Source organism: Burkholderia sp. BDU5, assembly GCF_001522845.1.
In the GTDB taxonomy this organism is placed as follows: Bacteria; Pseudomonadota; Gammaproteobacteria; order Burkholderiales; family Burkholderiaceae; genus Burkholderia; species Burkholderia mayonis.
On sequence record NZ_LOWC01000168.1, the window covers coordinates 1 to 25,123 of the forward strand.

22 protein-coding genes and 2 pseudogenes are annotated in these 25,123 nt (G+C 66.1%); 14 read left to right on the forward strand and 10 right to left on the reverse strand.

The features are described from left to right. Positions 1 to 108: 108 nt before the first annotated feature. The 4 genes from WS69_RS27765 to WS69_RS27785 all read left to right on the forward strand — a co-directional run bounded on the left by WS69_RS27765 (position 109) and on the right by WS69_RS27785 (position 4,637). Positions 109 to 1,332 carry an NnrS family protein gene (locus WS69_RS27765; RefSeq protein WP_059473852.1) on the forward strand — a complete coding sequence of 408 codons (1,224 nt, stop codon included), beginning with the start codon at positions 109 to 111 and terminating at the stop codon, positions 1,330 to 1,332. A gap of 590 nt (positions 1,333 to 1,922) precedes the next feature. Continuing rightward, positions 1,923 to 3,686, forward strand: coding sequence for a ribonucleoside triphosphate reductase (locus tag WS69_RS27775; protein WP_059473854.1), 1,764 nt, complete (start codon positions 1,923 to 1,925; stop codon positions 3,684 to 3,686). Between the two features lie 2 nt (positions 3,687 to 3,688). Next, complete coding sequence (gene nrdD / locus WS69_RS35390) at positions 3,689 to 3,901, forward strand: anaerobic ribonucleoside-triphosphate reductase (RefSeq protein ID WP_082716550.1); 213 nt, start codon at positions 3,689 to 3,691, stop codon at positions 3,899 to 3,901. Positions 3,902 to 3,917: 16 nt separating this feature from the next. Continuing rightward, positions 3,918 to 4,637: an anaerobic ribonucleoside-triphosphate reductase activating protein gene (locus WS69_RS27785; protein WP_059473856.1), complete on the forward strand. Its 720-nt coding sequence runs from the start codon at positions 3,918 to 3,920 to the stop codon at positions 4,635 to 4,637. A 106-nt stretch (positions 4,638 to 4,743) separates the two neighbouring features. Here WS69_RS27785 and WS69_RS27790 read toward each other — a convergent pair whose 3' ends face one another. The 5 genes from WS69_RS27790 to WS69_RS27810 form a co-directional block, all read right to left on the reverse strand. Then, positions 4,744 to 5,184, reverse strand: a complete 441-nt coding sequence (locus WS69_RS27790) for a putative zinc-binding protein (RefSeq protein WP_059473857.1) — start codon at positions 5,182 to 5,184, stop codon at positions 4,744 to 4,746. Positions 5,185 to 5,227: 43 nt separating this feature from the next. Continuing rightward, entirely contained in the window at positions 5,228 to 5,707 is a 480-nt protein-coding gene (gene ubiT / locus WS69_RS27795) for a ubiquinone anaerobic biosynthesis accessory factor UbiT (protein WP_059473858.1), read from the reverse strand. Between the two features lie 55 nt (positions 5,708 to 5,762). Further along, on the reverse strand, positions 5,763 to 6,650 hold the full coding sequence (locus WS69_RS27800; protein ID WP_059473859.1) for a U32 family peptidase: 888 nt from the start codon (positions 6,648 to 6,650) through the stop codon (positions 5,763 to 5,765). Between the two features lie 40 nt (positions 6,651 to 6,690). Continuing rightward, positions 6,691 to 7,725, reverse strand: a complete 1,035-nt coding sequence (gene ubiU / locus WS69_RS27805) for a ubiquinone anaerobic biosynthesis protein UbiU (RefSeq protein ID WP_059473860.1) — start codon at positions 7,723 to 7,725, stop codon at positions 6,691 to 6,693. A gap of 88 nt (positions 7,726 to 7,813) precedes the next feature. Further along, the gene (locus tag WS69_RS27810) at positions 7,814 to 9,025 is read right to left on the reverse strand and encodes an NAD(P)H-dependent flavin oxidoreductase (protein WP_059473861.1); all 1,212 of its coding nucleotides are present in this window, start codon (positions 9,023 to 9,025) and stop codon (positions 7,814 to 7,816) included. Positions 9,026 to 9,257: 232 nt separating this feature from the next. Here WS69_RS27810 and WS69_RS27815 point away from each other — a divergent pair, with 232 nt between their 5' ends. Beyond that, positions 9,258 to 10,574: a hypothetical protein gene (locus WS69_RS27815; RefSeq protein WP_059473862.1), complete on the forward strand. Its 1,317-nt coding sequence runs from the start codon at positions 9,258 to 9,260 to the stop codon at positions 10,572 to 10,574. Here WS69_RS27815 and WS69_RS27820 read toward each other — a convergent pair. The 3 genes from WS69_RS27820 to WS69_RS27830 form a co-directional block, all read right to left on the reverse strand. Then, the gene (locus WS69_RS27820) at positions 10,551 to 11,240 is read right to left on the reverse strand and encodes a Crp/Fnr family transcriptional regulator (protein WP_059473863.1); all 690 of its coding nucleotides are present in this window, start codon (positions 11,238 to 11,240) and stop codon (positions 10,551 to 10,553) included. The genes WS69_RS27815 and WS69_RS27820 overlap by 24 nt on opposite strands. Before the next feature lie 13 nt (positions 11,241 to 11,253). After that, complete coding sequence (gene hemN / locus WS69_RS27825) at positions 11,254 to 12,705, reverse strand: oxygen-independent coproporphyrinogen III oxidase (protein ID WP_059473864.1); 1,452 nt, start codon at positions 12,703 to 12,705, stop codon at positions 11,254 to 11,256. A 148-nt stretch (positions 12,706 to 12,853) separates the two neighbouring features. Then, positions 12,854 to 14,788, reverse strand: a complete 1,935-nt coding sequence (locus WS69_RS27830) for a methyl-accepting chemotaxis protein (protein WP_059473865.1) — start codon at positions 14,786 to 14,788, stop codon at positions 12,854 to 12,856. A gap of 562 nt (positions 14,789 to 15,350) precedes the next feature. Between WS69_RS27830 and WS69_RS27835 the strand changes: the two genes are divergently transcribed. The 7 genes from WS69_RS27835 to sufT all read left to right on the forward strand — a co-directional run bounded on the left by WS69_RS27835 (position 15,351) and on the right by sufT (position 22,754). After that, complete coding sequence (locus WS69_RS27835; protein WP_059473866.1) at positions 15,351 to 16,547, forward strand: NnrS family protein; 1,197 nt, start codon at positions 15,351 to 15,353, stop codon at positions 16,545 to 16,547. Positions 16,548 to 17,000: 453 nt separating this feature from the next. Then, the gene (gene sufB, locus WS69_RS27845; protein ID WP_059473868.1) at positions 17,001 to 18,455 is read left to right on the forward strand and encodes a Fe-S cluster assembly protein SufB; all 1,455 of its coding nucleotides are present in this window, start codon (positions 17,001 to 17,003) and stop codon (positions 18,453 to 18,455) included. A 30-nt stretch (positions 18,456 to 18,485) separates the two neighbouring features. Continuing rightward, on the forward strand, positions 18,486 to 19,256 hold the full coding sequence (gene sufC / locus WS69_RS27850; protein ID WP_059473869.1) for a Fe-S cluster assembly ATPase SufC: 771 nt from the start codon (positions 18,486 to 18,488) through the stop codon (positions 19,254 to 19,256). A 4-nt stretch (positions 19,257 to 19,260) separates the two neighbouring features. Then, positions 19,261 to 20,493 carry a SufD family Fe-S cluster assembly protein gene (locus WS69_RS27855; RefSeq protein ID WP_059473870.1) on the forward strand — a complete coding sequence of 411 codons (1,233 nt, stop codon included), beginning with the start codon at positions 19,261 to 19,263 and terminating at the stop codon, positions 20,491 to 20,493. Beyond that, positions 20,486 to 21,724, forward strand: coding sequence for an aminotransferase class V-fold PLP-dependent enzyme (locus tag WS69_RS27860; RefSeq protein WP_059473871.1), 1,239 nt, complete (start codon positions 20,486 to 20,488; stop codon positions 21,722 to 21,724). The genes WS69_RS27855 and WS69_RS27860 overlap by 8 nt, the downstream gene beginning before the upstream one ends. After that, entirely contained in the window at positions 21,721 to 22,212 is a 492-nt protein-coding gene (gene sufU, locus WS69_RS27865) for a Fe-S cluster assembly sulfur transfer protein SufU (protein ID WP_059473872.1), read from the forward strand. The genes WS69_RS27860 and sufU overlap by 4 nt, the downstream gene beginning before the upstream one ends. Continuing rightward, on the forward strand, positions 22,209 to 22,754 hold the full coding sequence (gene sufT / locus WS69_RS27870; protein WP_059473873.1) for a putative Fe-S cluster assembly protein SufT: 546 nt from the start codon (positions 22,209 to 22,211) through the stop codon (positions 22,752 to 22,754). Before sufU ends, sufT begins: the two co-directional genes overlap by 4 nt. Positions 22,755 to 22,987: 233 nt before the next feature. Here the strand turns inward: sufT and WS69_RS32570 are convergent. Further along, positions 22,988 to 23,355: pseudogene (locus WS69_RS32570) on the reverse strand (DUF2249 domain-containing protein). A gap of 121 nt (positions 23,356 to 23,476) precedes the next feature. Here WS69_RS32570 and WS69_RS27880 point away from each other — a divergent pair. Beyond that, positions 23,477 to 23,962: an RrF2 family transcriptional regulator gene (locus tag WS69_RS27880; RefSeq protein WP_059473875.1), complete on the forward strand. Its 486-nt coding sequence runs from the start codon at positions 23,477 to 23,479 to the stop codon at positions 23,960 to 23,962. 146 nt (positions 23,963 to 24,108) lie between these two features. Here the strand turns inward: WS69_RS27880 and WS69_RS27885 are convergent, their stop codons facing one another. Further along, the gene (locus tag WS69_RS27885; RefSeq protein ID WP_059473876.1) at positions 24,109 to 24,522 is read right to left on the reverse strand and encodes a bacteriohemerythrin; all 414 of its coding nucleotides are present in this window, start codon (positions 24,520 to 24,522) and stop codon (positions 24,109 to 24,111) included. 397 nt (positions 24,523 to 24,919) lie between these two features. Here WS69_RS27885 and WS69_RS32580 point away from each other — a divergent pair. Continuing rightward, positions 24,920 to 25,123: pseudogene (locus WS69_RS32580) on the forward strand (ubiquinol oxidase subunit II); the annotation flags it as partial.

The window sequence follows — 25,123 nt, forward strand, 5'->3', positions numbered from 1 at the left end:
GTTCCTCAAACTCGGTTGCTGCCTGATCTGCTGGAATACCCTTCGGCGGGCCGACCAGTCTTTATGAAACCGTCTCTAAGAAAGCAACATATCGAAAAGGGGAACGTCATGCTGCTCGCCCGCTCGACGGACCGCAACGTGCTCGCGCAGCCGGACGGCCGCCGCAGCGCGCTGTGGTCGACCGGCTTCCGGCCCTTCTATCTGGGCGGCGCATGCTTCGGCGCGATCGCGATGCTCGCGTGGCTCGGCGCGCTCGCGGGCCGCGACTGGGCAGGCCACGCGCCGCCGATGAGCGGCCTTTTCTGGCACGCACATGAAATGATCTTCGGCTTTGCCTGCGCGATCGTGTCCGGCTTCCTGCTGACGTCGGTGCGCACGTGGACATCGACGAATCCCGCACAAGGCCCGTCGCTCGTCGCGCTGTGGCTGCTGTGGCTCGCAGGCCGCGTGCTGATGTGGACGGGTCCCGGCTGGGTCGCGGCGGCCGTCGACATCGCGTTCCTGCCCGCGGTCGCCTATGCGCTCGTCCGCGCGCTGGTCGGCGCGAAGAATCGTCATGGGATCTTCCTGCCCGTCGCGCTCGGCATGCTCGCCATGCTCAACGCGCTATTTCACATAGGGGTCCGGCAAGGACACGCCGCATGGGCGCTGCGCTGCGCCGATCTTGCCGCGGGCTTCCTCGTGCTCTTCATCGTCATCATCGGCGGCCGCATCATCCCGTCGATCACGGCCGCCGCGCCGCCCCGGTTGCCGGTGAAGCAGTGGCGGATCGTCGAATCGTCGGTGATGCCGGTCACGTTGGCGGCGCTCGTGGTCGACGCGGCCGGCGCGCCCGCCTGGGCGATCGCCGCGCTCGCATGGACGGCCGCCGCGCTGCACGCGGCGCGGCTCGTCGGCTGGCGCTTCTGGGCGGTCGGGCGGCGGCCGATGCTGTCGGTCCTGCACGTCGCGTATGCGTCGATCGCGGCCGGCTTCGCACTGACCGGCTTGAGCGCGTATGGCCTCGTCGCGCATTCGCTCACGCTGCACATGTTCACGACGGGCGCGATCGGCTGTGCGATCGTCGGCATGATCACGCGCACCGCACTCGAGCACACGGGATGCGAACAGGTCGCACGAGCCGCTGAACGCGTCTGCTACGGGCTCCTGATCGTCGCGACGCTCGCACGCGTGCTCGGGCCGTGGCTCGCTCCCGCCGCGACCGCGCAGTGGCTCGTCGTCGCCGGCATCGGATGGTCCGCCGCGCTGGTCGTCTATCTGGCGCGCCATGCCGGTCATCTGATGGCGCCCGCCGTGATTCCATCCGGTTCGGACACGAAATCCGGCAAGTGAACGTGCTGCGCGACGGTTACACGCGCCACGCTCCCTTTCAACCGCCTCGTTCGTCGTAGTGCCGAAAGCGGAGCGCCCGCCGTTCATCGAATGCGGATCGTTTGTTATTCGTCGCTCGTCATTCGTGCGTCATTCGTCGTGCGGTTGCGGCGAGTCGACCTCCTCGGCCATTCATCGCAGACCGCGTAATGTGCGGACGCACACTGCTGTAGCCGGCTCATCGTCGACGGCAAATCGGCCCGCTCGAAATTGCATGCATGCGAAGCAGCCCTTGATTCGTTGCTCGTGCTTCGCTCGCATTCGGATGTCCGACGATCGTGCATCGGCAACGCGCACGCGCCGACAAGCGTCCGTTCGACGCGCGCCGAAGTCGTCCTGTCGATGCAGCACGACAAACTCGGCCATCCGTTTCTCCGCGGCGCCTTCGGTCCGGCAACCCTGTCGCCGATGTCGCAGCCCTAATTCGCCGCGCCTTAATCGCCGTCAAGCGCGCGCCAAACTTCGCCGGATCGCCGTTGACCCATACAACATCTGGTATTTAGCATTCACCCAGTCACCAGATTTTGTGCCACCAACGAAAGAGGCCCACGTTGTCCGAGACCACGCTCCCTTCCGCCGCGTCGAACCCGACGTCGCGCGACAAGCCGTTGATCGACGTCGAGACGTCGATCAACGAATACCTGGACCGGCAGGACTGGCGCGTCAACGCAAACGCGAACCAGGGCTACTCGCTCGGCGGCCTGATCCTGAACGTGTCCGGCAAGGTGATCGCGAATTACTGGCTGAGCCACGTGTATCCAGGCGAAGTCGGCGAAGCGCATCGCAACGCAGATCTGCACATCCACGATCTCGACATGCTGTCCGGCTACTGCGCGGGCTGGTCGCTGCGCACGCTGCTCGCCGAAGGACTGAACGGCGTGCCCGGCAAGGTCGAGTCGGGGCCGCCGAAGCACATGTCGAGCGCGGTCGGCCAGATCGTGAATTTCCTCGGCACGCTGCAGAACGAGTGGGCGGGCGCACAGGCGTTCAGTTCGTTCGATACGTACATGGCGCCGTTCGTGCGTCGCGACGCGCTCACCTATGCCGAAGTCCGGCAGTCCGTGCAGGAGCTGATCTACAACCTGAACGTACCGTCGCGCTGGGGCACGCAGACGCCGTTTACGAACCTGACGTTCGACTGGACCTGCCCCGACGATCTGCGCAAGCAGGCACCCGTGATCGCCGGCGACGAGATGCCGTTCACGTACGGCGATCTGCAGGACGAAATGGATATGATCAACCAGGCCTACATCGACGTGATGCAGGCTGGCGACGCGGCGGGCCGCGTGTTCACGTTCCCGATCCCGACGTACAACATCACGGCCGATTTCGACTGGCACAGTCCGAATGCCGAGCGCCTGTTCGAGATGACCGCGCGCTACGGGCTGCCATACTTCCAGAACTTCATCAATTCGGAGCTGAAGCCGAACATGATCCGCTCGATGTGCTGCCGGCTTCAGCTCGACCTGCGCGAGCTGATGAAGCGCGGCAACGGGCTCTTCGGCTCGGCCGAGCAGACGGGGTCGATCGGCGTCGTCACCGTGAATTGCGCGCGACTCGGTTATCTGCACGCGGGCGACGAGCGCGCGCTGTTCGCGCGGCTCGACGCGCTGCTCGACCATGGCAAGACCAGTCTCGAGATCAAGCGCGACGTGATCCAGCATCACATGGACAACGGGCTCTTCCCGTATACGAAGCGTTATCTCGGCACGCTGCGCAATCATTTTTCGACACTCGGCGTGAACGGCGTCAACGAGATGATCCGCAATTTCACACACGACGAGCACGACTTGACGACCGACTGGGGCCACGCGTTCGCGCTGCGGCTGCTCGACCACGTGCGTGCGCGCATCGTCGACTATCAGGAAGAGACCGGCCACATGTACAACCTCGAAGCGACGCCCGCCGAAGGCACGACGTATCGCTTCGCGAAGGAAGACCGCCGCCGCTATCCGGACATCCTGCAGGCAGGCACGCCGCAGATGCCGTACTACACGAACTCGTCGCAGCTTCCGGTGGGCTTCACCGACGATCCGTTCGAGGCGCTCGAGCGTCAGGACGATCTGCAGCGCAAATACACGGGCGGCACGGTGCTGCACCTCTACATGACCGAGGCGCTGTCGTCCGCCGATGCGTGCCGGACGCTCGTCAAGCGCGCGCTCACCCGCTTCTCGCTGCCGTATCTGACCGTCACGCCGACGTTCTCGATCTGCCCGACGCACGGCTATCTCGCCGGCAGCCACACGTTTTGCCCGAAGTGCGACGAAGCGCTGCTGCGTCGCAAATTGTCTCACCCCCAACCGATGGAAGCCTGAACATCATGACGACACTGCAAGCCAACAACCCAACCGCCCTCGCCGCGATCTCGCTGTCCGACGACGAGCGTCAACCGTGCGAGATCTGGACCCGCGTGATGGGCTACCACCGTCCCGTGTCGTCGTTCAACGTCGGCAAGAAAGGCGAATTCCACGAGCGCCAGTACTTCCGCGAACGCGAGTCCGGCGAAGTCGCGCTGCGCGCCGCGGCGTAAGCTCACCGCTCGCGCGATGAATCTCGCTCTCGCCCGGCGTCATCCGCTCAAGGTGGGCGGGCTCGTCCCGTTCACCGCGACCGATTATCCCGGCCAGTTCGCAGCGGTCGTGTTCGTGCAGGGCTGTCCGTGGCGCTGCGGGTATTGCCACAATCCGCACCTTCAGGCGCGCTCGCAACCGGCCGAATTCGAATGGGACGCGCTGCTCGCGTTCCTTGCGCGCCGGGTCGGCCTGATCGATGCGGTCGTGTTCAGCGGCGGCGAGCCGTCGATCGATCCGTCGCTCGCCGCGTCGATCGACGACGTCAAACGGCTCGGATTCAAGGTCGGCATGCATAGCGCGGGCACGCATCCGAGGCGGCTCGCGCATCTGCTGCCGTCGCTCGACTGGATCGGACTCGACGTGAAGGCGCCGTTCGACGACTACGCGCGCACGACGCGCGTACGCGCGAGCGGCGGCCATGCGCGACAAAGCCTCGAAGCGGTGCTCGCAAGCCGCGTCGCGTACGAATGCCGGACGACCGCGCATCCCGACCTGCTGCCCGAGCCGGCGCTGCTGCGCATCGCGCACGAGCTCGCGGATCTCGGCGTCGAGAATTACGTGCTGCAAGTGTTCCGCACACAAGGATGCGACGACGGTACGCTGAATGCGGCGTCGCTCGCCGGCTATCCGAGCGACGCGCTGCTCGGGCGGCTCGATCGTCTATTTGTGAATTTTTCGATTCGGCGCGGTTGAATCGGCCGGCGCGCGTTCAGTGGCGACGGCGACGCATCGCTGCCGCCGCTCGATTGCCGATCGATTCGGAAAGCTGACGAGCCGACCGCACTTCGCTCGGCATGGATCAAACTTTGTCGTGCAGTTCGGCGTCGATGTCGGCGCCCATGTCGACGCGCGCCGGCTCGGGCTCGTGTTGCGCAAGCTTCAACGCCTCGCGCCGTGCAAGCGAAAGAACGCGATTCGCATCGTCCGGATCGAAATCCTCGTGAAAACGCTTCCTGACGCCATGCTCGCCGAGTTGCAGATGCGCATCCGGAACGATCCCGTGCCGCTCGAGGCTCCTCTTCGCGCATACGAGCAGGCAGCCGTCGATCACGAGAATCGGCCGGCCCGAATGCGCGACCTTCAGTAGCGACGGCACGTCGCCACCGATGCCCGCAATGCACGACATCTCCGCGTCGCCGCCGCGGTCGAGCCGCACCGCGACGTGATTCGCGAGTTGCGCGACGTTCGAACATCCCGAGCAGGAATAGACGAGCGGCAGCGTTTTCGTTTCGTTCTTCATCCCGTTCTCTTGATCGGCTGTCTGCCCGGTTCGCGCGCGCAGGTCAGTCGGGCATTCCGCTGCGCTCGATCGGCCGCTGGCGGAACAGCCGCGTCGGTAACCATTGTTCGAGCGAAAACACCGACAGGTCGATCGCGTCGAGCGAGTTCTTCACGAGCAGTCCGAGTTCGGTATCGCCTTCCATCGTCAGGCGCCGGCTGAAGAACAATGTGTCCGGGTCCTCGCGGCGCTGCGACAGCAGATAGAAATCGTAGGCAGTCGCGCCGATCGTCAGGTCGACGTCGCCGCGGCCGGGCAGCGGCGAGAACGCGCCGCGCCGGCAGACGAAATCGAATGCGATACCCGCATCCTTCACCTGGATGCGCAGCGGACGATTCTCCAGCAACGCAAGCGTCTCCGCAGGCAAGTGCTTGCGCAGCACGAGATTGATCCCGCCCGCGAGCAGCATCGACCCCGGATACGCGGGCAATGTCGACAGCAGCTTGCCGAGCGCGGGCGGCAATTGATAGATCGGGGCATTCATCGCGGATTCCTCACAAACCAATCGAAAGCGGCGCGGCGCATGCCGCGCCGCGGCTTCAATGCGCGACGCGCTCGAGGCCCGGCTTGCCGTGCCAGTAGCCGTTGCACGACGCCTCCGGCATCCGCTCGTCCAGCGCCGCGAGCGCGTCGCGCATACTCGTGCGGCCGTTCAGGACGCCGTGGAACGCGTCGATCACGCCGGCCATGTGCTGCGATTGCGGACTCAACCTCACGACGTCGACGTTCAGCGCACGCAGCGCGTCGAGCTCGTCGATCAGATTGTAGACGCGCGCGGACTGCGTCGAGATGCCGTTGAGCACGAGGAACGGCTCGCCTTCGCGCGTGTGCAGCGGCAAGCCGTCCGGATGCTCCATGCACACGTACTGGCAGTTGTCCTTCGGAAAATTGCGATTCCTCGCGGTAAAGCAGCGTGCGGAGAACGCAAGCGGAATGCGCCCGTAGGCGAACACTTCGGTCTGCAGATGCTCCGGCCGCTCGGCTTGCATCTTCGCGAGACCCGCTTCGCTCATCTCGGGCGGCATCACCCAGCGGCGTGCGCCGAGCTCCGCGAGCATCGCGAGCGTCGGCGGGTTGTAGACGTTGAGCCACGGTCCCGCGACGAACGCGCGCGGCGCGTTGCAGCGCACGGCGCCCATGTCGTTCGTCTCGACCAGATAGCGGCCGTTCTCGACGATCTCGCGCATCGTCTTCAGATCGCGGCCCGATTCCAGCAGCACTTGTGTCGACAGCACGACCTCCTTGCCGGCCGCGGCCAGCATGTCGGCGATCTCGAGCCAGTCCGCGAAGCGCAATTCGTGACGGCGCGAACAAACCGTCTCGCCGAGATAGACGATGTCGACGGGCGTCTCCGACATCGCCTGATAGAACTGCATCGTCGCGATGCGCGGCCAGTAGTACTGCACCGGCCCCAAAGCAATTTTCATGATCCTCGCTCCCGCATTCAGGCATGCGCCGTCATGCGTTTCATTTCCATGGCCGGTGATAGGCGCCGAGCGTATGCTGCTGCCCTTCCGCGACCTTGTTCAATTCCGTCATCCAGGCGGGCTTCACGTAGTAGCGCGCGAGGTTCGCCGCACACTGATCGATCGCGTCGCGCCACACGCGCGTCACTTGCGCGACGTATGCGGGACTGCGCTGCCGCCCTTCGATCTTGATCGCGCGCACGCCGATCTGCATCAGCTTCGGCAGCAGCTCGAGCGTGTTCAGGCTCGTCGGCTCCTCGATCGCGTAGTAGCTTTCGTCCTCGACCGTGAAGCGCCCTTTGCAAAGCGTCGGATAGCCGGCGTTCTCGCCGTCCGCGTAACGGTCGATCAGCACGCCGTTCAGCCGCGACTCGAGGCCGTCCGGCGTCTTCTGCCAGCGCACCGATTTAGCGGGCGAGCACACGCCCCGCGTGTTCGGCGATTCGCCCGTCGCGTACGACGACAGCGCGCAACGCCCCTCGACCATCACGCACAGGCTGCCGAAGCCGAACACCTCGATCTCGACCGGCGTATTCCCGGCAACCTGCTCGACCTGCGTAAGCGACAGCACGCGCGGCAACACCGCGCGCGCGATGCCGAAGTGCTCGTGATAGAAATTGATCGCCTCGTAGTTCGTCGCAGAGCCCTGCACCGACAGATGCAGCCGAAGTTCCGGATAGCGCCGGTGCGCGAAGCGCATGAGCCCCGGATCGGCGACGATGATCGCGTCGACGCCCGCGTCCGCCGCGCGGCCGACCGCCTCCTGCCAAGCCGTCCAGCCGTCAGGCTGCGGATACGTGTTGAGCGCGACGAGCACCTTGCGGCCGCGATCGTGCGCGTAACGGATGCCGGTGTCGATCGCCTGCGCATCGAAGTTCAGGCCCGCGAAGTTGCGTGCGTTCGTCGCGTCGCGAAAGCCGAGGTACACGCAGTCTGCGCCGTTGTCGACGGCGGCCTTCAGCGCGGGCAGGCTGCCCGCGGGACACACCAGTTCGATTTGCGCGGCGTCGGTCGCGGAGTGACTGCTTTGCGTCATAGCGTGACGGCTCCATCAATGAGAGGAGAAACCGCTCGCGGCATGCCGTCGAGCGGCGGGAATGGACATCGCCCGGATCGAAGCGCCGTCAACCCAGCGCGGGCAGCGGCACATGCGCCGGCTCGGGCGTTTCGGCTACGGCGACTGCGGGCTTCGCGCCCGTCAGCAGATAGTCGATCAGCTCGCGCGCGGAACGGATCTCGTGACCGAACGGCAGCGTTTCCGAGCCGCGGAAGAACAGGCCGCGCTTGATGTCGCCCGCGAGCGCGAACGCGAGCCGCGTATCGATGCAGAACTGGCCTTGCTTCGCGATGCCGTCGCGCAATCCGCATTGCTGCAGGCAATCGAAGCCGACCAGGCACTTGCGTGGCTTCGCCGCGCGCTGAAACTTCTTTTCCCGTTCCAGATAGTTCGTGAGCCACGGGGTGCGCACCGCACGCGCGGGCAAGCCCGCGACGCTCATGAACGTGACGATGTCGTCGGGTCCCGCTTCGACGAGCATCTTCTTGAAGTTCGGATGCGCGTCGCCTTCTTCCGTCACGGCGAACGGCGTGCCGAGCTGCGCCGCGCTCGCGCCGAGCGCGAACAGTTGCCGCACCTGCTCATGGCTGTGGATGCCGCCCGCCGCGATGAGCGGAATGCGTTCACGCTCGATGCCGAGTTCCTTGAACAGTTCGAACGTGCCTTCCAGCACGGCGGGAAATGCGAAATTCGGATTGTTCAGGCTGTCCGTCGTCGGCGCGCCGAGATGACCCGCCGCGTAGCGCGGATTCTCGATGACGACGGCGTCGGGCAGACGGTTCTTGCGCATCCACTTCTTCAGCACGAGCCCGATCCCGCGTGCATCCGACAGGATCGGAATCAGCGCGACGTCGGGAAAATCGGCGGTCAGCTCCGGCAAGTCGAGCGGCAGGCCCGCGCCGACGACGACCGCATGCGCGCCACTCTCGCACGACTGCCGCACGTACGGCGCATACTCGGACAACGCGCGCATCACGTTGACGGCGACGAGTCCGCTGCCGTTCGCGAGCGACTTCGCCGCACGGACCTCGCGATCCAGCGCTTCGAGATTCGCCGCATCGATGAGCGCGCGGTCGCGCGAGCGGCCGGTGCGCGCCATCAGATCGGGGTGATGTCGACGCAGGTCGACACTCGAGATCGTGCCGCACGCGCCGAGCGACGCGACGGTGCCGGCGAGCCGACGCGCGGACACGCCGACGCCCATCCCGCCCTGCACAATCGGCAGCAACGACCTGCCCTTGATCACGAGATTTTCGAATGCGGTTTTGACGGCGGACACGGCGAATTCCTGAAAGGGGCGGCTTACGCCCGGTGCATAAGTGTGCGGCCGAACCCGTTTCCGTCGCCTTAATCCGCGTCAAGATCTCTGTCCGGGCCGCGACCCGGACCGGGGTTATGATCAGAATACCGAAACATGACCGCGTCGCGTCGCCGCGCCTTCGTGTCGCGGCCGAGCGAAACGGCCGCCGCGCACGTTCTCGACGCCGCGCTCGGCCGGCATCCTCTCCGACATGCAGCGCAAACTCGAACTCGACCATTCCCCCGCGCTGAGCGCACCGCTGCGCTTCTTCATCAGCGCGCCGCTGTTCGCGATCGTCGCGGCAGGCGTGCTGCTGTGGGCCGGACCGGATGCGTTCGCGTCGCGGTGGTCGCCGTATGCGCTCGCGCTCGCGCATCTGTGCGCGCTCGGCATGCTCGCGACGACGATGATCGGCGCGATGATCCAGATCATGTCCGTCGCGGCCGGCATCCGGATCGCGTCGCCCGTCGCGAGTGCGACCGCGATCCACGCATGCCTGACGCTCGGCACGCTGCTGCTCGCGGCGGCGTTCGCGTGCGCGGCGCCTGCGTTGTTCGCGCCCGCCGCGCTCATGCTCAGTGCGGCGTTCCTCTGGTTCGCGCTCGCATGCGGGATCGGCTTCGCGCGCCACTGGCGGCGCATGCCGGCAGGCGCTGCGAGCGTGCTGCGCACCGTGCGCCTCGCGTTGACCGCCCTCGCGGCGACCATCGCGCTCGGCGTATCGCTCGGGCTCGCGCTCGGCTGGCGTCTGCCCTTCTTCTCGATCGCGCTCGTCGATCTGCACGCGACCTGGGGGCTCGCCGGATGGGTCGGGCTGCTGACGATCGGCATCTCATACCAGCTCATCCCGATGTTCCAGGTGACCGAACCCTATCCGCGCATCATCACGCGCTGCCTCGGCCCCTGCGTGTTCGCGCTGCTCGGCGCGGCGTCGATCGTCGCGCTCGGTTTTGCCGGCCGCGTCGGCTTCGCCGCCGATGCGATCCGAATCGCGCTATATGCGGCGTACGCGGCATTCGCAGCGCTGACGTTCCGTCTGCTGTGGTCCCGCAAGCGCACCGACGCCGATACGACGACGCTGTTCTGGCGCACCGCGACGGCAAGCGTCGGATGCGGCGGTCTGCTCTGGATCGCGCATGCCGGCATCGGCGGCCGCGACGTCGCGGTGACGACCGGCGTGCTGCTGATGATGGGCGGCGCATGGTCGGCAATCAACGGCATGCTCTACAAGATCATCCCGTTCCTGCTGTGGTATCACGCGCAGAAGTCGAGTGCGAACGCCATCCCCGCGCTGCCGAAGGTCAAGGACATGCTGCCGGACCGCATCGCCCGCCAGCAATTCTTCGTGCACGTCGTGGCGCTGCTGCTGCTCGTCGCCGCGAGCGTAACACCCGGCGCATTCGCGCGGCCGGCCGCCGTCGCGCTCGGCGTGTCGACCGGCTGGCTCGCCGTCAACATGCTCGGCGCGCTGCGGCGCTACGCGCAAGTCCGGCAGCGAATCGCGTCAATACTGCATCTCCGAGCGTAGACGGCTCACGTCGGGAATGAAGATGTCGCGACCATTGACGACGACGAGCTCACGCGTGCACAGATCGCGCAGCACGCGCGAGAAATGCTCCGGCGTGAGATTCAGCCGCGACGCGATCGCCTTCTTGCCCGTCTCTAGGCGAATCTGCAAGCCGGACTCCGCGGGCACGTCGGTCTGTTCGAGCAGATAGCTGATCACGCGCTGCGTACCCGAGCGCAGCGAATACGTCTCGACGTCGACAACCAACTGATGCAGCCGCATGCTGAGGCTCGCGAGCATCCTGCGCGCGAACACCGGATTGTGATCGAGCTCCTCGATCACGGCGGCCTTCGTCACGTGCAGCAGCAGCGTGTCGGTAAGCGCCTTCGCCGTCACCGCGTACGGCTTGTCCATGAACATCACCGCTTCGCCGAAACTGTCGCCCGGCCCGAGCAGACGCACGATCTTCTCGATCCCGAGCGGCGAGAACGAACTCAGCTTGATCTGGCCGTAGACGATCATGTGGAAACCGCCGCACGAATCGCCGCGGCTGAACACCGTCTGCCCGCGCGGCGCCTGCACGCGCATCGTGCCGCGCGCGAGATTGTCGAGCTCGCCGCGCGAAAGCGCGCTGAAAAGCGGCAATTTCGAGAGGAAGTCCTGTACGGGAATCTTGCTTTCTTTCATCACGCCCCCCTGACTAGATCAGCTTCGAATAGGACGCCGAAGCGGGCCGGCCGAGATAGCCGTCGAACACCATGCCGATCGCGCGCACGAACATGCGCCCCTTCGGCGTAATGGCGATTCGGTCAGCGTCGATCGTCAGCAGGCCCGCTTCGCGATAGGGCTCGAGCTGCGCGAGCTCGGGCGCGAAATGCCGTGCGAAGTCGATGCCGTGTTTGCGGCCGATCGCGGCGAAATCGAGCGGCATGCTGCACATCGCCATCATGATGACGTCGCGCCGCAGCAGATCGTCGGGCGTCAGCGCGAAGCCGCGCTCGATCGGCAGACGTCCGACGTCGAGATGGCGGTAGTACGTCTTCAGCGAGCGCGTCGATTGGCTGTACGATGCGCCGACCTTGCCGATCGCCGAGATGCCGAAGCCGATCAGATCGCATTCGGCCTGCGTCGTATAGCCCTGGAAATTGCGATGGAGACTGCGTTCGCGCAACGCGTTGCTCAGCTCGTCGGTCGGCTTCGCAAAATGGTCGAGCCCGATGTATACGTATCCCGCATCGAGCAGCCGCCGCATCGATTCGATGAAGATGCGCAGCCGATCCTCGGCGAGCGGCAGCTCCGGCTCGACGATCAGGCGCTGGGCCTTGAAGCGGCTCGGCAGATGCGCGTAGTTGTAGACCGCGATGCGATCGGGCGACAGCCGGATCACCTCGTCGAGCGTGCGCGAGAAGCTCGCGGGCGTCTGACGCGGCAGTCCGTAGATCAGATCGATGTTGATCGACTCGAAGCCGGACGCTCGGCTCGCGGCGAGCGCGCGCTCGACCATCGGCAGCGGCTGGAAGCGATGCACCGCTTCCTGAACGGACGGATCGAAATCCTGCACACCGAAGCTCGTCCGATTGAAACCGAGCTCCGCGAGCGCCTGCAGCGTCTGCTCGTCGACCGTGCGCGGATCGATCTCGACGCCGAGCTCCGCGTGCGGCGCGAAATCGAAGTGGCTGCGCAGCGCACGCATCAGGCGCGCGAGCTCGCCGATCGCGAAGAACGTCGGCGTGCCGCCGCCGAGATGCAGTTGCGTCGTCACGCGGTCGCGGCCGAGATGCGGCGCGACAAGCTCCATTTCACGGATCAGGTAGTCGACGTAAGCGCTCGTCCGGCTATGGTCCTGCGTGACGATCTTGTTGCACGCGCAGAAGTAGCAGAGCGACTCGCAGAACGGCAGGTGCAGATAAACCGACAACGGCGGATTGCGCTCGGCCGTCGCGCGGCGTGCAAGATGCTCGCGGTACGCGTTCTCGTCGAATGTATCGGAAAACCGGTCGGCCGTCGGATACGACGTGTAGCGCGGCCCTTGGCGATCGAAGCGCCGGATCAGCGCTTCGGAAATCTGAACGTCCGCGAACGCGGACACGTCGTGGTGGGGAGCGGGCGCGGTCGTATCCGTGCCGTCGTTCGAATGCGTCGTGATGTCCATCTGCTTGTACCCTGGCATGCCGCGCGAAACGCCGACGTTCCATTGTCAGGCGAGCGGCACGGATGGACTTGATGCAAATCAACCTCCGACGTTGCACGCGCGCCGCTTGCGGCGCGGCGCACGTGTACGCTGATGGGCTGACCGTCCGCTACGCGAGCACGAAGCGCCCGACGAGCTGTCCCATGTGTTCGGCCTGTTCGCGCAGCGACGCGCTTGCTGCCGCCGACTCCTCGACGAGCGCCGCGTTGCGCTGCGTCACTTCGTCCATTTGCGTGATCGCCGCATTGACCTGCTCGATCCCCTCGCTCTGCTGCTCGGACGCCTTCGCGATTTCGTTGACCACGGTGTCGACGCTGCGGATCGACGCGTTCACGCTGTGGATCGCATCGTCCGCACGCTTGAACAGCGACGAGCCGTCGGTCACGTGTCTGATCGACTCGTGAATCAGCTCCTTCACGTCCTTTGCCGCGGTCGCGCTGCGATGCGCGAGCGCACGCACCTCGCCCGCGACGACCGCGAAGCCCTTGCCCTGCTCGCCCGCGCGCGCCGCCTCGACGGCCGCGTTCAGCGCGAGAATGTTGGTCTGGAACGCGATGCCTTCGATCACCGACACGATCTCCGCCATCTTGTTCGAGCTGTCGTGAATCTTCGTCATCAGCGACACCGCACGCCCCATGATCCGACCGGTGTCCGCCGCGCGTTCGGACGCCTCGGCGCTCAGCAAGCTCGCATGCGACGCGTTCGACGCGGTGTGGCGCACCGTCGACGTCAGCTCTTCCATGCTCGCAGCCGTCTCCTCGAGCGACGCCGCCTGCGTCTCGGTGCGGCCCGACAAGTCGAGATTGCCGGCCGCGATCTGCTGGCTGCCGACCATCACGGAATCCGCGACGCGACGCGTCTCGGTCAGCGTCTGCGCCCAGACGTCGAGCAGCGCGTTGAAGCCGTCCTTGATGAACGCGAATTCGTCGCTCCCGCGCACCTCGAGACGCGCGCGCAGATCGCCGTCGCCGGCCGCGCGCATGCAGCCGGACAATTGCGCGACGTCGTCGTGCGTCGACATCGCGAACGCGACGAAGAGATACAGCGCGCACGCGACGAGCGCGACGCTCAGCGCCATGACCGCGATCACCTTCGTCTGCTCAGCGTGCGCGCGCTCAGCGAGGCGCTCGCGCAATTGCTGTGCGAGCACGCCGTGCGTGCGGTATAGCGCATCGATCGCGTCGGTGCCTCGCTGGAAGTATGTTTTCGCGTCGATCGCCGCGTCGCCGCCCGCGAGCGACGCCACGGTGCGCTGAAATGCCGCGACCGCGCCGAGATCGACACCGTCCAGCGCGTGCGCGCCGCCGCTGCCGCCGAGCCCCGCTTTCATCCGCTCGAGATGATGACGGATCACGCTCATCTGCTCGGCGAGGCCCATTGCGCGCGCCGCGAGTTCACGCTTGTCGGCGTCGCCGAACGAGCCGCCGCTCAGCGCGGCCGAACCCTTGCCACGCAGCACGCCGACAGTCTCGGCGGCGCCCGGCAGCACGAACAGCACCGAGTCGATCAGGTGATAGCTCGATGCATCCGGATCAACGCCCAACTGCGACGCGACCGCGAGGTCCTTCTCGAACAGGAAGATCGAGTGTATGACTTCGGTATGCGAATTAAAAAACTCAGCGGCGGGCCTATCGAGTCCGCTCGCCGCCGCCTTCGCATATTGGCTCGCGAGCGCGTCGACCGGCGCGACGACGTCGAATCTGCCGGTGCCGCGCACCTGCTGCTTCAAGGTCGACGCGAAGCGATCCGCGGTTGCGTTCGCCGCAGCGAACTTCGCGCGCATCGCGTCGTTGCCCGCGAGCACCGACGCGCCCGCGCCGCGCCGCATCTGCACCGCTTTCAGCAGATCCTGCGTCGTTTCGAGGATCGTGATGCCGTCGCGTTCGCTCTGCGTCGTCGCATACGCGTGAAGCGCGGTGGCGAGCGTCGCATAGAGCGCCGCGACGAGCGGCACCATGAACAGCACGGCGAGAATCGCGAGCTTCCTGGGCAATTTCAAGTGCGCCATCACGCGCATTCCAGGTCCAAATAATTGCTTGCTCATTCCTGCCCCTTTTCGATGTGATGAGACGACCGTATCGGCCTCAGTGCTGTATACGGATCGATCGGCCCGAGACTTGAATAAAATCAATCATCGGATATCGGCATCGAAAATTTCACCGCATCGTACAAATTGCGCCGCGCGCGACCGAAGCCGTTGTCGGCGGCGGCGCGAAGCACGTCAGCGACACGTACATGCTTCGGAACTTTGCGCACACCGCGTCATTTGCGCGCATCCGACGCGACGCCGGCCGCGCCATGCGTCGCTATGCCGCGAACGCGCTAATGCTCGGTGTCCCCGATCATCGTTTGATGCAGATCAAAAACGGCGCTCGATGTGGGATTCCGGCAACGCGCGATGCCGACGAACGCCGGCGCGCCGTCGCTGCATCGTGCATGTCCGGGGCCGTGCCGTTCAGGCCCAGTCGTCTTCGGCTGCCCGCATCGCTCGCGACTACCGCGAAATCGCGACCCGTCGCCGCGCACTAACCCGCGCACAAACGTTGGACCTGCATCGATTCACACACTAAGATACATCGCAAATACATCTTAAACAGAGCGCCAACGTGAAGATCCCTCTCGCGACCCATCAACCGACTCGACAGCCCGCCGGCCTGCCGGTGCTGCGGCTCGGATTCCGGCCGTTCTACCTCGGCGGCGCGTATTTCGGGGCCGTCTCGGTCGCGCTCTGGCTCGCGTCGCTGCACGGCTATCCGATCGCCGGCCGGACGCCCGGCATGAACGGCCTCGTCTGGCATGTGCACGAGATGGTGTTCGGCTTCTCGACCGCGATCATCGCCGGCTTTCTGCTCACGGCGATCCGCGCGTGGACGTCGTGCGATACGCCGCATGGCGCGCAGCTCGCCGCGCTGTGGCTGCTGTGGGCGGCCGGCCGCCTTCTCGTCTGGGCGGGCCCCGAACCGCTCGCCGCCTTCGTCGACTCCGCATTCCTGCCGATCACCGCGGTCATTCTGTTGCGCGTGCTGCTCGCCGCGCGCAACTATCGCAACGTATTCCTGACCATCGCACTCTTTCTATTCGGTATGCTGAACATGCTCTTTCATTGGTGGGCCGCACACGAACGCTTCGATCGCGCGCTGCAGGCTGCATATGCGGCCGTCGGCTTCATCATGCTGTTCGTCGTCGTGATCGCGGGGCGCATCGTTCCGACGTTCACGATGAACGCAGTTCCCGGCTTCGCGGTGAAGCGCTGGAAATTCGTCGAGACGTTGGCCGCGCCCGTCACCGTACTCGCGCTCTGCGCGGATGCGACGAACTTGCCCACCTCGCTCGTCGCCGCGATCGCGTTCGCGGCGGCCGCGCTGCACGCGATGCGCGTCGTCGGCTGGCGCTCCTGGCGCGTCGGCGCACGGCCTATCCTGTGGATCCTGCATGTCGCGTATGCGTGGGTGCCGATCGGCTTCGCGATGCTCGCGCTTGCCGCGCTCGACGTCGCGCCGCACTCGCTCGCGATTCATGCGCTGACGGTCGGCGTGATCGGCTGCGCGATCGTCGCGATGATCACGCGCACCGCGCTCGGGCACACGGGCCGGCCGCTGCGCGCCGGGCCGACCGAGATCGTGTGCTACTGGCTGCTGATCGCGGCCGCGCTCGTGCGCGTGTTCGGGCCGTGGCTCGCGCCCGATGCGACGAGCGTCTGGGTCGATCTGGCGGGTGCGTGCTGGGTGGCGGCGTTCGCCGCATATGGGCTGCGCTACACCGGCTTCCTGACGTCGTCGCGCATCGACGGCAAGGCGGGTTGAACCGTCGATTCGTCGCGGCCCGACTCGTGACATCCGCACGGTTCGGCTGCAGCAGAGCGGGCGTCGAATGCCGCTTGCGCATCGATCGAACGATGAGAGACACGCGTTCCGATCGAGACGGGCTTCGAACGTTTTTCGATCTGATCCAGCTCAGCTTCGACGCCCTGCGAGAAACCGCGTCGCGCTAGCGTATATCCCGAGCGTGTTGCCGTCCGTCGCGGTAGCACGTTGACGAGACACGGCCCGTGACGCGCGCAATCCGGCTCCGCCTCGCATCTCACTTTCAGGTCGTAAAGACACGACTCGAAACAGGGTCTCCGCTCGATCACTTGCGGCTCGCCAAATAGATGCATACCATATACAGCAATTAGATTCCAAACCGAACCGAGCCGCGTCCCGCGTTCCGTTCCGAACCGCATCGTCGCGGCCGCCCTGCGCTACACGGATTCGCCCATGCCCAACGTCGACCAAGCCATACCGCTCGCACGAGCGCTCGAACAATCGTATCGGCACGGATTCGTGACCGACATCGAATCCGACTCGCTGCCGCCCGGTCTCGACGAGAACGTCGTCCGCGAGATTTCGCGCCGCAAGCGCGAACCGGAATTCCTGCTGAAATGGCGGCTCGCCGCGTTCGGGCGCTGGCTGACGATGTCGCCGCCCGATTGGGGCAAGCTGCGCATCGCGCCGATCGACTTCCAGGCGCAGTCGTACTATTCGGCGCCGAAATCGCTGAAGAACCGACCGAAGAGCCTCGACGACGTCGATCCGAAGCTGCTCGAGACCTACGAGAAACTCAACGTGCCGCTGCACGAGCGCGCGCGGCTCGCCGGCGTCGCGGTCGACGCGGTGTTCGACTCGGTGTCGGTCGGCACGACGTTTCGCGAGCAACTCGCCGAAGCGGGCGTGATCTTCTGTTCGTTCTCGCACGCGGTCGAACATCATCCCGAGCTGATCGAGCGCTATCTCGGCACCGTGGTGCCGCCCACCGACAATTTCTACGCGGCGATGAATTCCGCCGTGTTCTCCGACGGCTCGTTCGTCTACGTGCCGGAAGGCGTGCGCTGTCCGATGGAACTGTCCTCGTACTTCCGGATCAACGCGCAGAACACCAGCCAGTTTGAACGGACGCTGATCATCGCCGAGCCCGGCAGCCACGTCAGCTATCTCGAAGGCTGCACCGCGCCGCAGCGCGACGAGCATCAGCTGCATGCGGCCGTCGTCGAGCTCGTCGCGCACGACGGCGCGCACATCAAGTATTCGACCGTGCAGAACTGGTATCCGGGCGACGAGCGCGGCATCGGCGGCATCTACAACTTCGTGACGAAGCGCGGACTCTGCGCGGGTGCGCGCTCGCACATCGCGTGGACGCAGATCGAAACGGGATCCGCGATCACGTGGAAGTATCCGAGCGTCGTGCTGCGCGGCGACGAATCGAGCGGCGAATTCCATTCGATCGCCGTATCGAACCACTGCCAGCAGGCCGATACCGGCACGAAGATGATCCACCTTGGCCGCAATACCCGCAGCCGGATCGTGTCGAAGGGGATCAGCGCCGGCCGCGCCCAGAACAGCTATCGCGGCCTCGTGCGCGTCGCACGCAGCGCCGCGGGCGCGCGCAACCACACACAGTGCGATTCGCTGCTGATCGGCCCGCAGTGCGGCGCGCACACGTTCCCGTACATCGAGAGCGCACGCCGCGACGCCGTCGTCGAACACGAGGCGACGACGACGCGCATCTCAGAAGACCGCCTCTTCTATTGCCAGCAGCGCGGCATCGATCCGCAGGAAGCGACGGCGCTCATCGTCGGCGGCTTCTGCCAGGCCGTGCTCGAAGCACTGCCGATGGAATTCGCACTCGAAGCGAAGGCGTTGCTCGCGGTGTCGCTCGAAGGCGCCGTCGGCTGATCTCCAAACGTGGCGAACCGAGGAAGAACCATGAATCAATCCGAACCCCTGCTGCAGGTATCCGACATGAGCGTCGACGTCGCCGAGCGCCGCGTGCTGCAATCGGTGTCGCTCGACGTGCCGCCAGGCGCGCTCGTCGTGCTGATGGGCGCGAACGGCAGCGGCAAGAGCACGCTCGGCATGACGCTCGCGGGCCATCCGGCGTATCGCGTCGCGCGCGGCCGCGCGCGATTCGCCGGGCATGACCTGCTCGCGATGAGCGTGCAGGACCGCGCGCGCGCCGGCCTGTTCCTGTCATTCCAGGCGCCGCCCGACATTCCCGGCGTAAAGAACAGTCTCTTCATCCGTACCGCACTCAACGCGATGCGCGAGGCGCGCGGCGATAGCGCGCTCGATGCGGTCGATTTTCTCGGCGAGGCGCGCGCGGCCGCCACGCGCGTCGGCTTGTCCGATGCGATGCTCAATCGTTCGATGAACGAAGGTTTCTCGGGCGGCGAGCGCAAGCGCAACGAGCTGCTGCAGCTCGCGCTGCTGCGCCCGCGGCTCGCGATGCTCGACGAGATCGACTCGGGGATGGACGTCGACGGCGTGCGCGCGGCGATCGATCTCATCGGCCGGCTGCGTGAGCAAGGCATCGCGTTCGTGATCGTGTCGCATTACCTGCAGATGATCGAGTCGCTCGCGCCCGACGCCGTACTGCTGCTCGATCGCGGCCGCATCGTCGAATCCGGCGATCTCGGCCTCGCGCGCGAGATCGCCGCAAAGGGTTTCGTTCGCTCCGACGCGCTCGTGGAGGCCTGACGCGATGACGACGACAGACACCGACAGGCTCGCCGCCCGCCGCCAATTGTCGGCACACGGCTGGATCTCCCGCCGCGCCGAATCGTTCCGTCATCTGCCGCCGCCCGCCGCCGATGCGTGGCTCGGCGACAACGTTCACGGCGCACACGCGACCGATCTGCCCGCCGCACGCGCCGGCTGGATGCTCGCGCCCGTCGGTTCCGGCTCGCTCGAGCATGTCGATGCATGCTGGCTGAGCGCCGCCGACCCTGCCGAGCGCGCCGCGCTATTCGAGGGTCTGCCGACGCAACCCGGCGACGACGCCGCACCGTTTTTCTGGGCGCATCGCGCGCTATGCGAAGCGGGTCTGCGTCTGCGCGTCGGCAGCGGGCCGGCGCGCCGCACGCCGACGATGCTGCAGCTTCGGCTGCAGCCGCACGCGGGCGTCGAAGCGCCGCTCATCGTGATCGACGTGCTGCCCAGCGCGCACTGCATGCTAATCGAGTCGCACGAGCACGATCTCGCGGGCCGGAACGGCCCCATCACGCAGAATTTGCATGCGTACGTCCGGCTCGGCGCCGGCGCGTCGCTCGACCATCTGCGCATCGCGACGCCCGGCGCGCACGACCGGATCGCGCATCACGTGCACGTCCGGCTCGAGCGCGATGCGCAATATCGGCAATCGCTGCTTGGCGCGGGCAGCGACTACCACCTGCAGCGCACCGTGCTCGACCTGCGCGGCGAACGCGCGCTCGCGCGCGCGTCCGGCGTGCTGTTCGCATCGGCACGCGCGAAGCTCGAGCAGCAAGTGTGCGCTGCACACGCCGCAGCGCACACGCAAAGCTCGATCGATACGCTCGCGCTCGCGAGCGGCGACGCTCAGATCGTCGCGAACGCGTTTTCGTCGATTGCGGCAGGCGCGTCGGGCGCCGACCTTCGGCAGCGTCTGAGCGGCATTCCGACGAGCGGCGAGCCGCGCGTCGTGCTGCGACCGCATCTCGAGATCCATCACGACGACGTGCAGGCGGCGCACGGCGCGACGTGGGGCGCATTGCCCGACGACGCGCTCTTCTACGCATGCCAGCGCGGCCTCGATCAGCGCGGCGCGCTGGCGATGATCGTCGCCGGGATGGCGCGCGCGGCGCTCGCGCGCGGCATCGACACGCCCGGCATACTGGAGACGCTCGGCGGCGACGCGCTGCTCGCACGCGAAGTCGCACGGCACCTCGCTGAACAACCGGAGAGCCGTCATGGGTGACATGCTGCGCTCCACCACGATGGCGAGCGCGTTTCCGGCGCTCGCGCAGCGCATCAACGGCGTGCCGCTCGTCTATCTCGACAACGCGGCGACGACGCAGATGCCGCAGTCCGTCCTCGCCGCGATGCGCCGCTTCGGCGAGCGCGATCGCGCGAACATTCATCGCGGCGTCCATACGCTGAGCCAGCGCGCGACCGACGCGTACGAGCGTGCGCGGGAGACGCTGACGCGCTTCGTCGGCGCCGGCGCCGATCACCTGCTCGTCTTCACGTCCGGCACGACCGACGCGCTGAATCTCGTCGCGCAAGGCCTGTCGCTTCCGGGCCACGCGCCCGCGGTGCTGCGCGAAGGCGACGAGATCGTCGTCAGCGCGCTCGAGCATCACGCGAACCTCGTGCCGTGGCAGATGGCCGCGCGCCGCTGCGGCGCGCGATTGCGGATCCTCCACGCCGATCCGCAAGGCCGTCTGCATGTGAAGGATTTCGAACGATTGCTGACGCCGCGCACCCGCGTGTTCGCGGTCACGGCCTGCTCGAACGCGACGGGCGAGCGGCCGCCGTACGAAGCGCTGCTCGCGGCCGCGCGCGCGGCGGGCGCGCTGACGGTGCTCGACGCGGCGCAGGCGGTCGGCCACGAAGTACCGGATCTGTCGACGCTCGCGTGCGACTTCGTCGCGTTCTCCGGCCACAAGATGTACGGGCCGATGGGAACGGGCGCGCTCGCCGGCCGCCGTGACGCGCTCGAGCAACTCGTCCCGCTGCGCTTCGGCGGCGACATGGTGAGCTGGGTCGGCGAAACGGACGCGATGTTCGACGCATTGCCGGCGCGGCTCGAAGGCGGCACGCCGAACGTCGAGGGCGTCGTCGGGATGGCGGCCGCCGCCGATTACATCGACGAAATCGGCCATGCGACGATCGACGCGCACGTGCGCGCGCTGCGCGATCACGCGGCCGCGGGCCTCGCGGCGCTCGACGGCGTGACCGTGCTCGCCGAGCATGCATCGTCGGCGATCGTCTCGTTCGTCGCCGACGGCGCGCATCCGCACGACATCGGCACATTGCTCGACGAGCGCGGCATCGCGGTGCGCACGGGCTACCACTGCGCGCAGCCGCTTCTCGAGCGGCTCGGCTGCGGGCCGACGACGCGCGCGTCGTTCGCGCTCTACAACACGCACGACGAGGTCGAGCGTCTCGTGGCCGCCGTCGCGCAAGCACTGAAGGTATTGCGATGAATTCGACTTCCTCCCCCGCTGCGCCCACCGACGCGCAAAGCACGCTCTATCAGGAGCTCATCGTCGAGCACAAGCGTGCGCCACGTCACTTCGGCAAGCTCGGCGATCCGACGCACGAAGCGCGCGGACACAATCCGCAATGCGGCGACGACCTGAAGGTGCAGTTGCGCATCGAAGGCGGCCGGATCGGCGACATCCGCTTCGACGGCCACGGCTGCGCGATCTGCATCGCGTCCGCGTCGATGATGACGGAGGCCGTGATCGGTCGCGACATCGAAGCCGCTCGGCAGTTGCAGCAGCGATTCCGCGCGGTGCTGACGGGCCAGGCCGAGCACGACGAAGCGTATCTCGGCAAGCTCGCGAGCTTCGTCGCCGTGCAGCGCTATCCGAGCCGGATCAAATGCGCGCTGCTCGGCTGGCATGCGCTCGCGCACGCGCTCGGCACGCCCGCGGCCGCTTCGTTCGATCAGGAGTCGCATACATCATGAGACAACCGAAAGAAACCGTCGTCGTGCAACGAGCGGTCGCCGTCGAATGCGTGCCGTCCGGCGCGCCGCTCGACATTCCGGCGGGCACGATCGCCGAAGTGACGCAGGCGCTCGGTACGAACTTCACGCTCGTCGCCGGCGGCCAGACGGTGCGGCTGCGCGGCGCGGATGCGGACGCGATCGGCCGGATTCCGCCCGAGACGATCGACGCGCCGGACGACGTCTCGCCGGACGAAGCCGGAGCGTTCATCTGGCAGACGCTAAAGACCTGTTACGACCCGGAGATTCCGGTTGACATCGTCGAGCTCGGCCTCATCTACGCGTGCACGATCGAGCCCGCCGAGCACGATCGACTGCGTGTGTCGATCACGATGACGTTGACGGCGCCCGGCTGCGGAATGGGCGAAGCGCTCGCCGAAGAAGTCGCCGACAAGGTGCTCGCGCTGCCGTTCGTCGGCGAGGTCAACGTCGACATGGTGTTCGATCCGCCGTGGAATCGCTCGCGACTGTCGGAGACGGCGATGCTGATGCTCGGTCTCTGATGCGAAAGCGCCGTCGCAATGAAGTGACGAAACGCTGAAGCCGATCGCTCGCATCTTCCCGCCCGCGCTCGCGGGCGTTTTCTCTATCGGGATCGACGGCTTCGAAGCCAGGCGAAACGATGCCGCTTCGCGCGGGAGCATGGTGGGCCGCACGACACACCGACGCCCGCCCCCGGTCCGCCGCAGCGACGCGATGCGACGCGACACGCAGGCCGGACGTCGCAGCACGCGATTCAACCGCCGCAGCCGCCGCCCGAACAGCAACTGTCGCCCGCGTCGTGCCCGAACGCGCCGTCGCGCTTCGCGATCTGCACGCGCCACTGCGACGGCCCGGCCTCCAGATAGGTTCATTCGAACGCATCGGCCGCACGCTCCTCGAGCTGGTAATAAAGCGGCTTCGGATCGTGATCGTTGATGAGCTGCAATGCTTCGCCGTCGGGCAATGCGTCGAAGGTGCCGAAGATCAGTGCGTGGCGCCTGTGATGAGGAATCCTACGAACGTCGATGATGGACGCGTACTGCTCGGTCATGACATGGCTCTTGAAAAAGGACAGGGATGCGGCGCGGGGCCGATGCGGAACGCTCGCCGCCCGCCGGGAATTGCCGTCGGCGATCACCCGGCTTGCAACATGCATCGGTTAGCGATATAACGTGCATGTATTGCGCATGTTATATCGCGCCACCCTCAATAGCAGCGCAAGACATGCATCTTTTTGCCACGTATGCGACTCTCTGAATACACGGACTACACGTTGCGCGTGCTGATGTACTGCGCGTCGAATCCGGACCGACTCATCACGATCGCCGAACTCGCCGAGCGCCACAACGTGTCGAAGAATCACCTGACGAAAATCGTCAACAGCCTCGCGCGCCAGGGCACGCTCGAGACGACGCGCGGCCGCGGCGGCGGCGTGCGACTTGCGCTGCCGCCCGGGCGCATCGGCATCGGCGACGTGATCCGCGCATCCGAAACCGACTTTCGTCTCGTCGAGTGCTTCGACCGGCACACGAACACTTGCATGCTCGCGGCGAAATGCCGGCTCGAGCGGCTGCTCGACAGCGCACTGCGCGCGTACTTCAAGGAACTGGACGGCGCGACGCTCGCCGATCTCGTCGGCCCGCCGGCGAAGAACGGATTGAGCGCCGCCGAGAAGCTGCATGAGTTCGCGATCGCGATGCCGGCGAAGAGCGCTGCGCGAACGCGATGACGGGCGTGCGTCCGGAGACGGACGAGCGACGCGCATCGCACTCGAGCGAATGCGACGCCCAATCGTTGCGCGGCCGAGCCCGCCGCAACCGCGCCCGCTTCCGTTCGTCGTCTCCGCGCCGCCGCGCTGCGATCGGCGGAGCCGCGTCAGACTTCGGTCTGCTCGTCCGTCATCGCGAAATTGAGCATCTTCAGGTGAGCGACCATCATCGAGTCCATCGTCCTGACGTGATAATCGAACCACTCCGCTATCTCCGCCAGCAGCCGGCGGCCCAGTTCGAACTGCGCGTCGCGCGCGACCTTGTCGCGCACCGCCGCCGCTACCTTCAGCACTTCGTTGTGATCGGACGCATGGCAATACTGCGGCCCGAACTTCGTGCTCGCCATCCAGCGCTCTTCGCGTTCGAAGTGCTGCCGGCAGTGATCGATCCAGGCGTCGAACGCCTGCAGGAAATGCGCGTCGTCCGCACGCGCGGCCGCATCGAGCAGCTGGACGAATTCCGTATGAACGGCGTCGACGAACGGATCGTCGAGTTTCAGCTCGGGTGAGAGGTCTTGCATCGAAGAACGGAAGTGGTGTGTGACTCAGGGGCGACCTGACAGATCGCGTCTTCGAAGGTACATGCCGCTCGGGCCTTTCGCTCGCCAATCTTCGTTGCCGTTGATTCAGCACAAGCTTTTCGGGCTGTGCGCGACTGTCGACGGCGGTCGCAGCGAGCGCGCGCCGCGTCGTTTTTTTCCATTCGAACCGCCTTTCAGATGCGCATTTTCGTCACGCGTTGAGCCCGTCTGAACAAACATCAAGACCCCGCCTTACTGGTTGTTTGCGAATCGTCAACATGAGCCTCTCGAAATTCCGCTAAATTCCGCCGCCAAAGCGACTGGATGTCGCATCAAGTTCGACGAAGGCGTTTCGACGTCTCACAAGCCCGCTTCATCACACACTCAGGCGAATGTCATGGTCCGAAGAATTACGAGTAGAACGTCCGCGATCTTGCGATTAGGGCTCGTCGCAGGTCTTTCCGGATGCAGCGAACTGCACGTGCTCGATCCGAAAGGCGCGGTCGGCGCCGCGGAGAAGTCGCTGATCGCGACGTCGACGTGGGCGATGCTGATCGTCGTCGTGCCGGTGATCTTCCTGACGCTGCTCTTCGCGTGGCGC

What these genes read in the sequence shown, in the direction of transcription:
- WS69_RS27765 (WP_059473852.1), top strand. Translation starts at nt 109, where the DNA reads ATGCTGCTCGCCCGCTCGACGGACCGCAACGTGCTCGCGCAGCCGGAC.
- WS69_RS27785 (WP_059473856.1), top strand. Translation starts at nt 3,918, where the DNA reads ATGAATCTCGCTCTCGCCCGGCGTCATCCGCTCAAGGTGGGCGGGCTC.
- WS69_RS27790 (WP_059473857.1), bottom strand. Translation starts at nt 5,184, where the DNA reads ATGAAGAACGAAACGAAAACGCTGCCGCTCGTCTATTCCTGCTCGGGA.
- ubiT (WP_059473858.1), bottom strand. Translation starts at nt 5,707, where the DNA reads ATGAATGCCCCGATCTATCAATTGCCGCCCGCGCTCGGCAAGCTGCTG.
- WS69_RS27800 (WP_059473859.1), bottom strand. Translation starts at nt 6,650, where the DNA reads ATGAAAATTGCTTTGGGGCCGGTGCAGTACTACTGGCCGCGCATCGCG.
- ubiU (WP_059473860.1), bottom strand. Translation starts at nt 7,725, where the DNA reads ATGACGCAAAGCAGTCACTCCGCGACCGACGCCGCGCAAATCGAACTG.
- WS69_RS27815 (WP_059473862.1), top strand. Translation starts at nt 9,258, where the DNA reads ATGCAGCGCAAACTCGAACTCGACCATTCCCCCGCGCTGAGCGCACCG.
- WS69_RS27820 (WP_059473863.1), bottom strand. Translation starts at nt 11,240, where the DNA reads ATGAAAGAAAGCAAGATTCCCGTACAGGACTTCCTCTCGAAATTGCCG.
- hemN (WP_059473864.1), bottom strand. Translation starts at nt 12,705, where the DNA reads ATGGACATCACGACGCATTCGAACGACGGCACGGATACGACCGCGCCC.
- WS69_RS27830 (WP_059473865.1), bottom strand. Translation starts at nt 14,788, where the DNA reads ATGAGCAAGCAATTATTTGGACCTGGAATGCGCGTGATGGCGCACTTG.
- sufB (WP_059473868.1), top strand. Translation starts at nt 17,001, where the DNA reads ATGCCCAACGTCGACCAAGCCATACCGCTCGCACGAGCGCTCGAACAA.
- sufC (WP_059473869.1), top strand. Translation starts at nt 18,486, where the DNA reads ATGAATCAATCCGAACCCCTGCTGCAGGTATCCGACATGAGCGTCGAC.
- WS69_RS27855 (WP_059473870.1), top strand. Translation starts at nt 19,261, where the DNA reads ATGACGACGACAGACACCGACAGGCTCGCCGCCCGCCGCCAATTGTCG.
- WS69_RS27860 (WP_059473871.1), top strand. Translation starts at nt 20,486, where the DNA reads ATGGGTGACATGCTGCGCTCCACCACGATGGCGAGCGCGTTTCCGGCG.
- sufU (WP_059473872.1), top strand. Translation starts at nt 21,721, where the DNA reads ATGAATTCGACTTCCTCCCCCGCTGCGCCCACCGACGCGCAAAGCACG.
- sufT (WP_059473873.1), top strand. Translation starts at nt 22,209, where the DNA reads ATGAGACAACCGAAAGAAACCGTCGTCGTGCAACGAGCGGTCGCCGTC.
- WS69_RS27880 (WP_059473875.1), top strand. Translation starts at nt 23,477, where the DNA reads ATGCGACTCTCTGAATACACGGACTACACGTTGCGCGTGCTGATGTAC.
- WS69_RS27885 (WP_059473876.1), bottom strand. Translation starts at nt 24,522, where the DNA reads ATGCAAGACCTCTCACCCGAGCTGAAACTCGACGATCCGTTCGTCGAC.